General features: G+C 40.6%; 13 protein-coding genes. All 13 read right to left on the bottom strand.

Annotation, left to right across the window (positions count from 1 at the left end):
• Positions 1-41: 41 nt before the first annotated feature.
• A complete protein-coding gene (locus ACQ5H4_RS12665) occupies positions 42-1,301 on the bottom strand; it encodes an MFS transporter (RefSeq protein ID WP_430775283.1) in 1,260 nt (419 codons plus the stop codon).
• A gap of 52 nt (positions 1,302-1,353) precedes the next feature.
• The gene (gene pobA, locus ACQ5H4_RS12660) at positions 1,354-2,571 is read right to left on the bottom strand and encodes a 4-hydroxybenzoate 3-monooxygenase (RefSeq protein ID WP_430775282.1); all 1,218 of its coding nucleotides are present in this window, start codon (positions 2,569-2,571) and stop codon (positions 1,354-1,356) included.
• 54 nt (positions 2,572-2,625) lie between these two features.
• On the bottom strand, positions 2,626-3,477 hold the full coding sequence (locus tag ACQ5H4_RS12655; protein ID WP_430775281.1) for a DODA-type extradiol aromatic ring-opening family dioxygenase: 852 nt from the start codon (positions 3,475-3,477) through the stop codon (positions 2,626-2,628).
• Between the two features lie 22 nt (positions 3,478-3,499).
• The gene (locus tag ACQ5H4_RS12650) at positions 3,500-3,685 is read right to left on the bottom strand and encodes a 4-oxalocrotonate tautomerase (RefSeq protein ID WP_430775280.1); all 186 of its coding nucleotides are present in this window, start codon (positions 3,683-3,685) and stop codon (positions 3,500-3,502) included.
• A 28-nt stretch (positions 3,686-3,713) separates the two neighbouring features.
• Entirely contained in the window at positions 3,714-4,502 is a 789-nt protein-coding gene (locus tag ACQ5H4_RS12645; RefSeq protein ID WP_430775279.1) for a 2-keto-4-pentenoate hydratase, read from the bottom strand.
• Complete coding sequence (gene dmpG / locus ACQ5H4_RS12640; protein ID WP_430775278.1) at positions 4,483-5,541, bottom strand: 4-hydroxy-2-oxovalerate aldolase; 1,059 nt, start codon at positions 5,539-5,541, stop codon at positions 4,483-4,485. The genes ACQ5H4_RS12645 and dmpG overlap by 20 nt, the downstream gene beginning before the upstream one ends.
• Positions 5,542-5,559: 18 nt before the next feature.
• Positions 5,560-6,444 (bottom strand): acetaldehyde dehydrogenase (acetylating), encoded by an 885-nt coding sequence (locus ACQ5H4_RS12635; RefSeq protein ID WP_430775277.1) that lies wholly within the window; start codon positions 6,442-6,444, stop codon positions 5,560-5,562.
• Between the two features lie 18 nt (positions 6,445-6,462).
• On the bottom strand, positions 6,463-7,248 hold the full coding sequence (locus tag ACQ5H4_RS12630; protein WP_430775276.1) for a 2-keto-4-pentenoate hydratase: 786 nt from the start codon (positions 7,246-7,248) through the stop codon (positions 6,463-6,465).
• Positions 7,249-7,266: 18 nt separating this feature from the next.
• Entirely contained in the window at positions 7,267-8,730 is a 1,464-nt protein-coding gene (locus ACQ5H4_RS12625; RefSeq protein ID WP_430775275.1) for an aldehyde dehydrogenase, read from the bottom strand.
• Positions 8,731-8,899: 169 nt separating this feature from the next.
• Positions 8,900-9,424: a 3-phenylpropionate/cinnamic acid dioxygenase subunit beta gene (locus tag ACQ5H4_RS12620; RefSeq protein ID WP_340903317.1), complete on the bottom strand. Its 525-nt coding sequence runs from the start codon at positions 9,422-9,424 to the stop codon at positions 8,900-8,902.
• Positions 9,421-10,770: an aromatic ring-hydroxylating oxygenase subunit alpha gene (locus tag ACQ5H4_RS12615; RefSeq protein WP_430775274.1), complete on the bottom strand. Its 1,350-nt coding sequence runs from the start codon at positions 10,768-10,770 to the stop codon at positions 9,421-9,423. Before ACQ5H4_RS12615 ends, ACQ5H4_RS12620 begins: the two co-directional genes overlap by 4 nt.
• Positions 10,771-10,796: 26 nt before the next feature.
• The gene (locus ACQ5H4_RS12610; protein ID WP_430775273.1) at positions 10,797-12,101 is read right to left on the bottom strand and encodes a TRAP transporter large permease; all 1,305 of its coding nucleotides are present in this window, start codon (positions 12,099-12,101) and stop codon (positions 10,797-10,799) included.
• Positions 12,098-12,661 carry a TRAP transporter small permease gene (locus ACQ5H4_RS12605; protein ID WP_430775272.1) on the bottom strand — a complete coding sequence of 188 codons (564 nt, stop codon included), beginning with the start codon at positions 12,659-12,661 and terminating at the stop codon, positions 12,098-12,100. Before ACQ5H4_RS12605 ends, ACQ5H4_RS12610 begins: the two co-directional genes overlap by 4 nt.
• Between the last annotated feature and the right edge of the window lie 25 nt (positions 12,662-12,686).

The raw sequence follows: 12,686 nt of genomic DNA, 5'->3' as shown, positions 1-12,686 counted from the left end.
CCGTGATTTATTGGATCACGACCTTTTATAATAGATTTTTATCAAATGTGTACGTTTACCTCGTTCATTTCCTTATTACCCGACACTTTAACAGGGGCTGTTTCCTTTAAGCCAAAAGATAATAGGAAGAATACAATGGCAGCTCCACTTGCCAGCCATAATGGAGCGTACAAACTGTATTTGTCTGCTAAAACACCTGCAACGATTGGGCCTAAAGTGCCTCCAATAATCTCTCCAGTTAAAACAATAACTGCTATTGCAGTGGCCGCGAACGTTCTTGGTACTGACTCGGAGGGAATAATGGCTAGATAAAGCGGTTGACCTCCGAATCCGATAGCTAGTATGAAGACAGAAATAGCTAGTAAGGCAAAATTACTATGAAAATTAGCAATGGCTAACGGTAGGAAAATAGCTACAAATGTCACTGGGGTGATGACCGCTTTACGCCCAACCTTATCGGATAAATAAGGAATAAATAACTGCCAAAAGAACATAGCAATTCCTAAAATACCTAATACAATTCCGTATTGTGCTTCACTGTATCCAGATACCCCTGATAAGAATAATGGCATAAAGCTAGTGAATACCAATAAATACATCATGTAAAAAATAGCTATTAGCATGCCTACCCATACGTTTCTTGTTTTAAAAACACTTTTATATTCGCTAAAAGTTGGTTTTTCCTGTTTTTCTCCACTTTTTCCAGTGGAATGTAGGAGTGGCTCTCTCATGTAAAACATTAATATGATAGCAAGGATTACTCCAGGAATTGCAAGAGCAAAGAAGGAATAGCGCCAATTTGTTGCCGCTGCAATGGCCACGACCAGGACAGGCGCAATCGCATTTCCTAATAGCGGCCCAGAGCTTTGAATAAAGCCCATGTTAAATCCTCTTCGTTTCGGAGTAGATTCTGCCATGATCGAAGACTGAACTAATGGAATAACCGGTCCCTCAGATGCTCCCATTAATAGTCTAACAAGGATAAGGGAGCCAAGCCCTCCAACAAGTCCAGAAGTAAAGGTTGCAGCTGAAAAGATGAGAATAAAAATAATTAAGGTTTTTTTCTTTTTTCCAAGAAAGTCAGATAAACTAGCAAATAATAAGGTTGATAATCCCCAGGCAATAGAGGTCGCTCCAACGATCATCCCCATTTGTGTGTTATTCAGTCCTAACTCTGGTGCGACAAAAGGGAATAAGTAGATAATGCTAAGTCGATCCATAAATACCAAGCCAAAAACCAGAAACAACACGAATAATATACCATTTTCATATCGGAAAAAAGATTGCTTTTTTTGACTCACAGCCCAACACCCCTTTTTATGATTCTACCTATAGGGACTACCCTTACCCTTTTTAGTTTAGGATTTGCTGATTAAACTCCAATCCTTTAAACTCCATCGGCAAACCAACATAATTTTCAGCCAAACTTCTTGCAGCCGCCTTGGAAGAAGTAACATAATCGAGCTCAGCGATTTGAATTCCATATTCGTATGGAGTCTGTTCCACATTTCTATGAAGCATTGTGGTCATCCACCAAGAGAATCTCTGGGCTTTCCATATTCTTTGTAAGCAAATGGGGGAATAATTCCTCAACGTATCTTCATTTCCTGAATGATAAAATTCATTGATTCCTTTCGCTAATACTTGAATATCAGCCACTGCTAGATTTAATCCCTTTGCACCAGTTGGCGGTACAATATGTGCGGAATCACCCGCTAGAAATAATCTTCCATACTGCATCGTTTCACAAACAAAGCTTCTCATTGCAACAATATTTTTCTGAATAATCGGTCCATCAATTATTTTCCATCCATCTAAAGTATCAACCCTTGCATGTAGCTCCGACCAAATTCTGTCATCTGACCAATTGGCAATATCATCTTTGGGATCAACTTGAAGGTAGTGGCGTTGAATCTTAGGGGTACGAGTACTTAATAGTGCAAAGCCTCGGTCGTGGTGAGCGTAGATAAGTTCTGGATGTACTGGTGGAGTTTCGGCAAGAATCCCTAGCCAACCAAAGGGATAGATTTTTTGTTTTTCCACTCTTTCTTCTTTTGGAATCGCTTGACGGCTTGGTCCATGAAACCCGTCACAGCCTGCTATGAAATTACATTCAATTTGTTCTACCTCAGTCCCATTTTCCTGTATAAAGCTTATGCTAGGAGATTGGGTTTCTATATCATGAAGCTGAACGTCCTTCACATTAAAGTAGATCTTTCCATCAACCTTTAGGCGAGCTTCAAGCAAGTCCTTGATCACTTCATGTTGAGGATAAACCATTATTTTCTTTCCATCGGTCAATTCACTCATATCAATTCTATGTCTACGACCATTAAACTGAAGTTCAATTCCATGGTGAATATGCCCTTCTCTCATCATCCTGCTTCCAATCCCTGTACTATTAAGCAAATCAACTGTTCCTTGCTCGAGCACTCCTGCACGAATCGTCCCCTCAATCTCAGCCTTCGAACGACTTTCAAGGATAATAGAGTCAATTCCTTGAAGATGCAGGAGATGGGACAGCATCAATCCAGCTGGCCCCGCTCCAATGATCCCTACTTTTGTTCGCATAAAACCACACTCCTTTTATTGTTAACGCTTTCAAATCTGCTAATTTAAAATCATTTATTTCTTTACCGCTTTACTATCTTCCATTTCTTCCACGCCTAACACCCTTTTGGAGTCAAAGGTTAGCAATACGTTCCAGCTTCCTGAGGATTGCCCATCTGCTAAGTAGGCTACCTCACTATCTTCATGAAGCATGCTAAACAACATAGCCAGATGACGTCCACCAGACTCAACCCTAGCCATTCTTGCATACTCGGGTAGCATGTCGTAAGCAGATTGGTAGTCTTTGTTCATGACGAACTCCATGAACTGTTTATCAAGAGAATGCTCCGCTACGGTTGGCTTATTATGTCGGCCGCGTACTAAATTATGTGATAAAGCTCCACTAGATACAAAGACAACTTTTTTTTCGGTTGAATGCAAAACTTTAGCAATCTCTTGACCCCATTTATATGTTTCTTCAATACTAGCAGCTAGAGTAACTGATAAATTAATGATAGGAATATCTTCTTTCGGTACAAGATACCTTAGTGGGACAACTGTTCCGTAATCCCAAATATAATAGGGATCATTTACTCCTTGAACCTGTAATCCAGCATTCACCCCAGCTTGAACTAGCTGATTAGCCAAATCAGCATCTCCTGGATAATAATAAGGAAGATCCTTAATGAGATCGGGAGCTTCATAGGCTGTTAATATCCCTTTATGCTCGGGTGTACAATCTACATAATGGAAAAAAGTAGATGGCCAATGGCAGGATACTAACACAATGACATCAGGAGCAATTCTTTCGATATCCTTTGCCACCTCTTTTAATCCTTCTACCATGTTTCTTTGAAAATCCGGGACTCCATCTTCATGACAGATACTTGGAACATGTGGAACTAATGTACATAACTCAACAGTCATAGTGAACCTCCTATTATAGTCTTTACGATTTTGACTTTGGAACTCCGGCTACTCCCCAATGAGTTTTCGGAATCTCTGTCACTAACACTCGAATACTCTCTTTTGGAGCGTCCAATGTTTCAGCAACTGTATTTGTAATATTGTGAATCACTTCTGCGATTTTATCCTTTGGTCTTCCTTCCATCATTTGAACCTGAATGATTGGCATAAGGTGCCTCCTTTCTCTTCATTTAAAACTAGTCTGTCACCACGAAAGATACTTCACCTAATCCATCGAATCGGCCCGTGACAACATCTCCTTTTTCTAGCAAAATGGCACTGGTAATCGCTCCAGATAAAATCACATCGCCCTTTCGAACCCTTTCCCCTCTACGCGATAGCATATTTGCTAGCATCGCAATCGCTTCCGCTGGGTGTCCAAGTACAGCTGCTCCTGCACCTAGTTCCTTTATTTCACCATTAATAGAAAGTGTCACACCTACTAAATCAAGATCAAATTTATCCGGCTTATGAAAAGATGTACCGAAAACAACTCTAGATGTGGAAGCATTGTCTGCAATTACGTCTGGTAAAGTAAATTGGAAATTGACATACCGACTGTCAATCAGTTCAAGAGCTGGAATAACATATTCTGTTTTTGACAACACATCTGCTGCTGTTACGTTTGGTCCTTCAATGTCCTCTCCAATTACAAAAGCAATCTCTGCTTCTACTTTTGGGTGAATCATGTCCTGTAAATGAACCTTTCCACCATTGTCAATCAACATATAATCAAACACATATCCATAAATGGGCTCGTTTACATTCATTTGCTGCATCTTTGCTTTGCTAGTTAAACCCATTTTAGGTCCGACAATTCTTCTCCCTTCTTCTAGCTTAATTTTAACGAGCTCCTGTTGGACGAGATATCCTTCCTCCACAGAAAGATCCGGTTTGATATTCTCCGTTACTTTTACGACCTCGCGTTTCTCTTCTTCACCAGCAATCAAATATTTAGCAATCTCTTTATATTCCACTGTCGCCATTACATTTCCTCCTTATAATCCGGCCGTTTGCAGTTTTTGGGGCAAGTTCCGCCGCTACATCAAGAATCATATCTTCCTGACCGCCAACCACTTTCATTTTCCCAAGCTCAACGAGAATATCACGGGAGTCAATTCCAAATTTTCTTGCTGCAGCCTGAGCGTGTAATAGAAAGCTAGAATAGACGCCTGCATACCCCAACACCAAACCGTCTTTTGTGATTTCTTGTGGTTTTTCTAAGATAGGAGCAACGATGTCCTCCGCTACATCCATCATTTTGTAAAGATCGACTCCTGTCTGAATTCCTAAACGGTCGAGCACAGCTACGAGTACTTCAGTCTGAGTGTTTCCTGCACCAGCACCAAGACAGCGGATGCTTCCATCAATCCGTCTAGCTCCTTCTTCAATCGCGGTAATACTGTTTGCCACTGCCAACGATAAGTTGTTATGGGCATGAAACCCAATATCAATTGAAAGACTTTGTCTAAGTGCACGGATTTTCTCCTTCACTTCATGTGGCAAAAGAGCTCCTGCAGAATCAACCACATACACTGTATCCGCACCGTAACTCTCCATTAGTTTTGCTTGCTCCACCAACTTTTCGGTAGGAGCCATATGAGACATCATTAAGAAGCCTACCGTTTCAAGGCCTAATTCTTTTGCAAGAGCAATATGCTGCGGGGCGACGTCGGCCTCTGTCACATGAGTCGCCACTCTCACCATCTTGGCACCAAGCTGTGCCGCATGCTTTAATTCTTGCTTCGTTCCAATTCCAGGAATAAGAAGAACAGAGATTTTTGCCTTTTTTACTGTTGCAGCCGCTGCTTCAATTAATTCCATTTCATTCGTTCGAGAAAATCCATATTGCAATGAGGACCCACCTAATCCATCTCCATGTGATACTTCAATATAAGGAACATTTGCTTCATCTAACCCCTTTGCCACTTGAGTAACCTGCTCCACTGTGAATTGATGCCGTATCGCATGACTACCATCCCTTAAAGCAACCTCCGTCAATATTACATCCCGTTTTTCTTCCATTTTAGCTCCTCCTTTCTGTTATACAATGGCTTGTGAAATTTTACGTTTTGCCCATTCTTCCGCTACTTTTACAGCTGCTGCCGTCATTATATCCAAATTTCCAGAATACTTCGGCAAATAATCACCTGCACCTTCTACCTCAATAAATACCGTCACATGGTTTCCATTGAAGATGGGTTCCTGTCTTAACTTATATCCAGGTACATATTCTTGCACTTGTTTTTCCATTTCTTTGATGGAACGAGTAATCCCCTCTTCATCCACCTGATCGCCTTTTACTATAACATGGATGGTGTCTCTCATCATGATTGGAGGCTCGGCTGGATTTAGGATAATGATCCCTTTTCCCACTCTTGCACCACCAATTTTTTCAATTCCACGAGCGGTCGTTTCTGTGAACTCATCAATATTTGCCCTTGTTCCCGGACCCGCACTTTTACTAGATATGGTTGCAACAATTTCCGCATATTCCACTGGTTGGACAGAGTGTATCGCATGAACCATTGGAATCGTCGCCTGGCCCCCACACGTTATCAGATTAATATTATCTGCGTCTACATGCTCTTTTATATTTACAGGCGGGACAACAAGTGGCCCCACCGCTGCTGGTGTTAAATCAAGCACCTGTTTTCCTGCCTCACGTAAAAGCTTTGCATGCCTTATATGCGCTTTCGCTGACGTTGCATCAAACACGATATCTGCGAGTTCTGGTCGTTCTAAGAATCCATTTAATCCACTATCAATCGTTTCATATCCAAGCTCTCTCGCTTTTTTTAACCCGTCAGAATTAGGATCTATTCCAATTACCGTCGTTAACTCTAGAACCTCTGACCGACCAAGCTTCATCATGAGATCTGTACCGATATTCCCTGATCCAAGAATTGCCACTTTCACTTTGCCCATAACACCCATCCTTTCCTATTAAAAATGAACTTTTACTTCCCCAAGATGAGCAAATCTAGCAGAGAATAAATCTCCAGCTTTCGCATCTGCAGCTGCCGATAGTGCGCCAGATAAAATAATTTCTCCTGCTTTCAGAGGAATTCCAAATTCAGATAATTTGTTTGCTAACCAAGCAACACATGTAGCTGGGTTTCCAAGAGCAGCAGCTCCCACTCCGGTATTCACAATTTCATTGTTTTTCGAAAGCACCATGCCAAGCAATTCGAGATTGATTTCGTCCACCTTAGCTTTTCTGTCTCCAAGTACGTAGAAACCGGAAGAGGCGTTATCTGCAATCGTATCAGGAAGCTTAATCTTCCAATCTTTCACTCTACTATCTACAATTTCGAGTGCAGGGACAATAAAATCCGTTGCTTGTAAGACATCGAGTGTCGTAATATTTGGGCCTATTAAGTCCTTTTTTAGAACAAAAGCTAGTTCGGCTTCTACCTTTGGTTGCAAGACTTTCTCGATTGAAATCGTACCCCCATTTGTTACTTCCATGCTGTCTAGCAAATGACCATAGTCAGGTTCATCCACCCCGAGAAGCTTTTGCATAGCAAGAGAGGTGAGTCCGATTTTCTTCCCAATAATTTTCTTTCCTTGTTCCACTTTCATTTGAATGTTTTCTAGTTGAATATGATACGCTTCCGTTACAGAAAGACTTGGATCTAAGGTCGTAAGGGGATTGGTCCCTACACCTGTCTTTTCAGCATCAAATAAAAGGGCAGCGTATTCTTTTATTTTATTTGTTACAATTGACATTTCCTTCTCACACCTTCCCTACAGTTTGATCGTAATATTGGACAATTCAGAGTAAAAATCAAGGCTATGCATTCCTCCGGTTCTACCAATCCCACTATTTTTCATTCCACCAAATGGAGTTCTTAGGTCTCTAAGGAACCATGTGTTCACCCAAATAATACCCGCTTCAATTTGGTGTGCTACTCGGTGTGCACGACGCAGATCATTTGTCCAGATGGTTGCACTTAACCCGTAATGTGTATCATTTGCCTGCATGATCACTTCTTCTTCCATATCAAATGGCATAACCGTTACAACCGGTCCAAATATCTCTTCACGAACACAACGAGAATTGCGATCTAAGCCAGTGATAATTGTTGGCTCAAGGAAATACCCTTTTTCCATTCCTTCTGGTCGCTTTCCACCGGTGAGAATATTCGCTCCATCATTACGAGCAATCTCGATATAACTATTAACTCTCTCATAGTGTTCTTTGCTAACTAAAGCACCCACATTGGTGGCTTCAGCTAATGGGTCACCCACTCGTAATTCTCTTACTTTTTCAGCAAATTTATTTATAAATTCATTGTAAATTGGTCGTTCAACATAAATGCGAGATCCGCAAAGGCAAACTTCCCCTTGATTAATGAAGCTAGATTTTATCGTTGTTTCAATCACTTCATCAAGATCAGAATCAGCAAAAATAATATTTGGATTTTTCCCGCCTAACTCATACGAAAGTTTTTTCAAAGAGTCAGCTGCAGCTTTCATAATGCTAGCCCCAGTGCTTGGTTCTCCAATGAAAGAAATAGCATCAATATCTGGGTGTTCGGAGATTGCTCCACCAGCAGAATTTGGACCAAAACCGTGGACTAAATTTACGACTCCATCTGGAACTCCTGCCTCTTTACAAATCTCCATAAGTACCGTTGCTGTCATTGGTGTCCATTCTGCTGGTTTAATAACCGCCGTGTTCCCCATACCAAGGCAAGGAGCCAGTTTCCAGGTGAGAAGTAACAATGGTAGATTCCATGGCTTAATAATTCCAACAACCCCTACTGGTCGACGGTAAGCATAATGAATCGCTTGATCGTCCTGTTGGTACGCATCTGTTCCAACTGACGTAATATAATCGGCGAAGAAGTGAAAATTATACGCTGCACGCGGAACATCAATTTTGTTTGCTAAGGAAAATGGCTTCCCTGTGTCCAATGATTCAAGCATCGCCAATTCTTCTTGCCTTTCAAGAATCAAATCACCAATGCGGCGAAGGATTTTGGAGCGCTCAACCAAGGTCATCTTCTTCCACGGTCCATTTAATGCTCTTCTTGCTGCACGAACGGCAAAATCCACCTCCTCTTTTCCTCCTTCTGCCACTGTGCCTAATACTTCTTCTGTTGCAGGATTGATATTTTCAAAGGTTTTATGATTTTGTGATTCAACAAATTGACCATTAATAAAATGTAAGCAATTGATCGCTTTTACTTTCGTTTCTACCTGCATGCTGTGTGTCCTCCTAATAATAAATTATTTTTATTAACTATATGGTATCGTTTACTCTCCGCACCAACAACGTTCTTGTTGCTCTATAAGCAACAACCTATATTTTTTTGAAAATTTAATTAAAATGCCTCCTTTTTATCAGGAGGCAGTGTATTAGTTAATACTGTTTTTAGAGAAACATACTCATATTCATCGTAGTGATTACCGATTGGTCTGGAAAAATTGTACGTGAGGAGATTTTCCACACGCCATTTACTTTTCGAATGATATCATTTCGCTCCCCAAACATTTGTTCAATATCGGTAGTAGAGGCTCTGCTTCTCATAAATAAGAAATAACTTCTTACCTTGAACTCATCTTCCTTTTCCGTTCCCTCTACAGTTACATTAGTAATAAAATGTCGCTGCCTAGTTGCCGGGTTTTCTACCCAAGCAGATTTCGTATACAAGCGGTTTGCTCTAGTAGTTAGAGAGACCTTCGTTTCTTCAAAGAAAGCCATATCTTTAGAAATATCATCCACTCCTACACCTTCAACCGTTTCTCTCAATGGCATTCTGTATACGAGGTCATCTGTAAGTAATTCCAACCATTCTTTGTATTTACGATTGTCGAGGAAATACGCTTCTCTATTAAGTAATGTCGTGATCTCAAGATGGAGCTCAGGTGTCACCTTTCTCTGAATATCTAGATTCATTGCTTAACCTCCTCTTTAAAGAGCCCCTTGGAGATCATTTCAAGCCATTGTTCGTGCATCCGTCTTGATAAAGCGTCTATATAAGTCGTTGGATAAGCAGTCCCCGGTCCAGGGAAATTCTCGTCCGGTTCCACGTGCGAGTACCCCATTAAATAATTACTAACACTATTGTAGTTCAGTTCTTTGTCTCTCATCATTAAGCCTTTACTTACTTCAACAATACGGGCCCATGTTTCGGTATCATCTTGTTCTAGTGTTCCACTAGGTCCAAAAGAACCTAGATACCCTCTATAGGCAGCCTCTTTATATTCCTCCGGTGCTGCCTTATCAATTAAAAACCAGCACCAAACCTCAACCTTATCTGGACCAAGTGGCCTCCACATTCGAAAGTTCAAGTAATTATGTAAGTGACCTTCCGTTCCGTGAATGGGACTTACAAATGATAGATTGGGATAAACTCCCCCTACGAAAACAGTGACTTTCGATTGAACCTCTAGCTGTTCAGGGGTTAAATGCTTCTCAAACAATGGCCACATAGATTCAGGCATTCCTTGGAATGGTACTCTTGCTTTTCCTGTCTTTGAGGTGATCACATTAATACCATGAGCATTTTTCATTACTACCTGATGTCCATAGCCGGCATAAAGAGGATCTTCCGGACTTATTCCCATTTCAACCGTGGAGCGGTGAGTTGTTTGTACATGATACGGATCAGCAGCAAAGTTTTCAGCAGTCGCCTTCCAATTCGCTTTCGCTACCCAGCGCTGCGGTAGACCTCGAACTTCCATCCCGCCACTTCTGCCAAGAAGAATATCTAAGTACCACTTCATCTCCCCTAGATAATCCTCTAAAGGTTCTGCATTTTTATCAAGATTTCCAAAGATCATTCCTTGATACATTTCAACTTGAGGGATTGGTCTTAACCCCCACTCTGATTTATCCATTTCTTCTCCATACACTTTGTTTCCGGCTACAATCCCCACTAATTCACCGTTCAAATTATAACTCCACCCATGGTAGGGACATGTGAAGGTTTTTTTATTTCCACGATCAGCTGTACATAGCTGTGTCCCACGATGGGTGCATGAATTTAAAAATGCTTTAATTTCACCTTCACGAGTTCTAACTAACAGTACCGGATCATTGACCATCCAGCGTGTCACATAACTCCCAGGATCTTTGATTTCCGTTTCGTGTCCAAGAAACTGCCAGGAATGTCCATAAATTTTTTCAATTTCAAGCTCAAAGATATCTGGATCCGTTAAGACCCATTGTGGAAGTAGTCCTTCCTCCATTTTTTCTTTTAATAAGTGAAATGCTCTTTCATCCAATGTTTTCTTGATCATCCGGATTAACTCCTCCTTTAGATTCCCTATTCAACCAAACCTGGTAAATAGGTGACGATTTCTGGGAAGATAATTAGAACAATGGTAAATGCAACCATGGTAACAATAGCTGGGATAACTCCTTTGAAAATTTGTTGAATGGGAACATCTTTTACCACACCACTAATAATGTAAATGCTTAATCCAAGAGGGGGTGTAAGAACTCCAATATTCAACACCATCACCATAATGATTCCGAACCATAATCCATCAAATCCTAATTGAGTAATCAAAGGATAAACAATAGGAAGAGTGAGGACCATGATGGCAATTCCCTCTAAAAACATTCCTAAAATAAAGTAGACTACAAGAATCATTGCCATGATGAGATAAGGAGAAACGTCTAGTGATCCGACAGTCGTTGTTAAATACTTCGGAATTTGGCTTAACGCTAAGAATTTTCCGAATAATGATGCACCGATTAAAATTAAAAACAACATTACCGTCAATCGGATCGATTCATCTAAGGAAGAAATAAGCCCCTTAAAACTCAATCGCTTTGTTAATAGAGTGAGGAAGAAGGCACCAATGGCACCAATGCCACCAGCCTCACTTGGCGTGAAAACCCCAAAGTAAATTCCCCCGATACTAATCGCAAATATTAAAAGAAAAGGCCAAACACTTTTTAAAGAAGAGAATTTTTCCTCGATGGTCGCCTTCTCCACTTTGGTAGGGGCAATGGAAGGGTCTAAGCGAACTTGGATGTTGATCATCAGCATAAAAAGAAGAGTCATGATGATTCCCGGTACCAAACCTCCAATTAATAGAGGACCGATTGGCTCTGATGTTAATGCTCCATATAAAATCAAGATAACACTGGGAGGTATTAAAATCCCCAGAGTACCACCTGCTGCAACTGCTGCCGTAGAAAAGGTCGTCCGGTAATTGTATTCTTTCATTTCTGGAATGGTGATCTTCGCCAAAGTAGCCGTCGTTGCGTTGGAAGATCCAGATATGGCTGCAAAAATGGAAGCTGCCCCGACAGTCGCGATGGCAAGACCACCCCGAAAATGCCCAATCCACTTATCAACTGCATTAAACAAATCCTTCCCAAGACCTGTGTTAGACATAAACATTCCCATTAATATAAACAGTGGTATAACACTTAACCCATAGTTATTGGAAGTTCCAAAAGCAGAGGATCCAAGCTGTGACAATCCTACTTGCCAGTCAGAAAGCCAAGATACACCTAAAAACCCTACTAAAAATAATGAAAGTCCTACAGAAACCCTTAATAAGATGAGAACCAAGAGTAACACAATCCCTAGTACACCTATCATTTCTGGACTCATTTTTCCACCACCTTTAGAAAGGATTTTAACGAATCGACTAGATACGTTAATGTAAAACAAATCGCACCGACTGTCGCAAATATTACGAACAAATAAAGAGGTAAACCAAGATCTCCACTTAATTCATTTCCGAAATAGATTCTCTTCGTATACTCAAATAATTGCCAAGAGGTTAGAGACATAAGAATAAATAAGATGAGGGAAGTAAAGGCATAAAGTGCGTGTTGAACCTTTGCTGGCATCATATTTGTTAAAAAATCAATTTCAATATGATCTTTTTTCAGTTGTGCTGAACCAAGGCTAAAGAAGATGATCATGGCTAGTGCCAATCCTGTCAGTTCGTACGTACCTGTAATAGGCCTATTAAAAAAATATCGACCAAACACATCTGCTGTCGTAAGAAACATTAATAGAAACAAAATGACACTTGAAACCTTATGAAGAACATTATTTAAAGTAAGAACAACTTTCTCGAATGGATAAATAACTTTTTCTAAAAAGGAAAGTTCGTCAAGAGCCTTAGCTCTCAACGAAACCTCCTTTCTTACTTCTTGTTCCATTGCCAACACCTCCAAATTGGAAGAC

Source organism: Bacillus coreaensis (assembly GCF_050586445.1).
GTDB classification, from domain to species: Bacteria; Bacillota; Bacilli; order Bacillales; family Cytobacillaceae; genus Robertmurraya_A; species Robertmurraya_A coreaensis.
Note: the sequence above shows the minus strand (reverse complement) of the source record. Positions and strands in the feature narration are given on the sequence as shown.

What these genes read in the sequence shown, in the direction of transcription:
- pobA (WP_430775282.1), bottom strand. Translation starts at nt 2,571, where the DNA reads ATGCGAACAAAAGTAGGGATCATTGGAGCGGGGCCAGCTGGATTGATG.
- ACQ5H4_RS12655 (WP_430775281.1), bottom strand. Translation starts at nt 3,477, where the DNA reads ATGACTGTTGAGTTATGTACATTAGTTCCACATGTTCCAAGTATCTGT.
- ACQ5H4_RS12650 (WP_430775280.1), bottom strand. Translation starts at nt 3,685, where the DNA reads ATGCCAATCATTCAGGTTCAAATGATGGAAGGAAGACCAAAGGATAAA.
- ACQ5H4_RS12645 (WP_430775279.1), bottom strand. Translation starts at nt 4,502, where the DNA reads ATGGCGACAGTGGAATATAAAGAGATTGCTAAATATTTGATTGCTGGT.
- dmpG (WP_430775278.1), bottom strand. Translation starts at nt 5,541, where the DNA reads ATGGAAGAAAAACGGGATGTAATATTGACGGAGGTTGCTTTAAGGGAT.
- ACQ5H4_RS12635 (WP_430775277.1), bottom strand. Translation starts at nt 6,444, where the DNA reads ATGGGCAAAGTGAAAGTGGCAATTCTTGGATCAGGGAATATCGGTACA.
- ACQ5H4_RS12630 (WP_430775276.1), bottom strand. Translation starts at nt 7,248, where the DNA reads ATGTCAATTGTAACAAATAAAATAAAAGAATACGCTGCCCTTTTATTT.
- ACQ5H4_RS12625 (WP_430775275.1), bottom strand. Translation starts at nt 8,730, where the DNA reads ATGCAGGTAGAAACGAAAGTAAAAGCGATCAATTGCTTACATTTTATT.
- ACQ5H4_RS12620 (WP_340903317.1), bottom strand. Translation starts at nt 9,424, where the DNA reads ATGAATCTAGATATTCAGAGAAAGGTGACACCTGAGCTCCATCTTGAG.
- ACQ5H4_RS12615 (WP_430775274.1), bottom strand. Translation starts at nt 10,770, where the DNA reads ATGATCAAGAAAACATTGGATGAAAGAGCATTTCACTTATTAAAAGAA.
- ACQ5H4_RS12610 (WP_430775273.1), bottom strand. Translation starts at nt 12,101, where the DNA reads ATGAGTCCAGAAATGATAGGTGTACTAGGGATTGTGTTACTCTTGGTT.
- ACQ5H4_RS12605 (WP_430775272.1), bottom strand. Translation starts at nt 12,661, where the DNA reads ATGGAACAAGAAGTAAGAAAGGAGGTTTCGTTGAGAGCTAAGGCTCTT.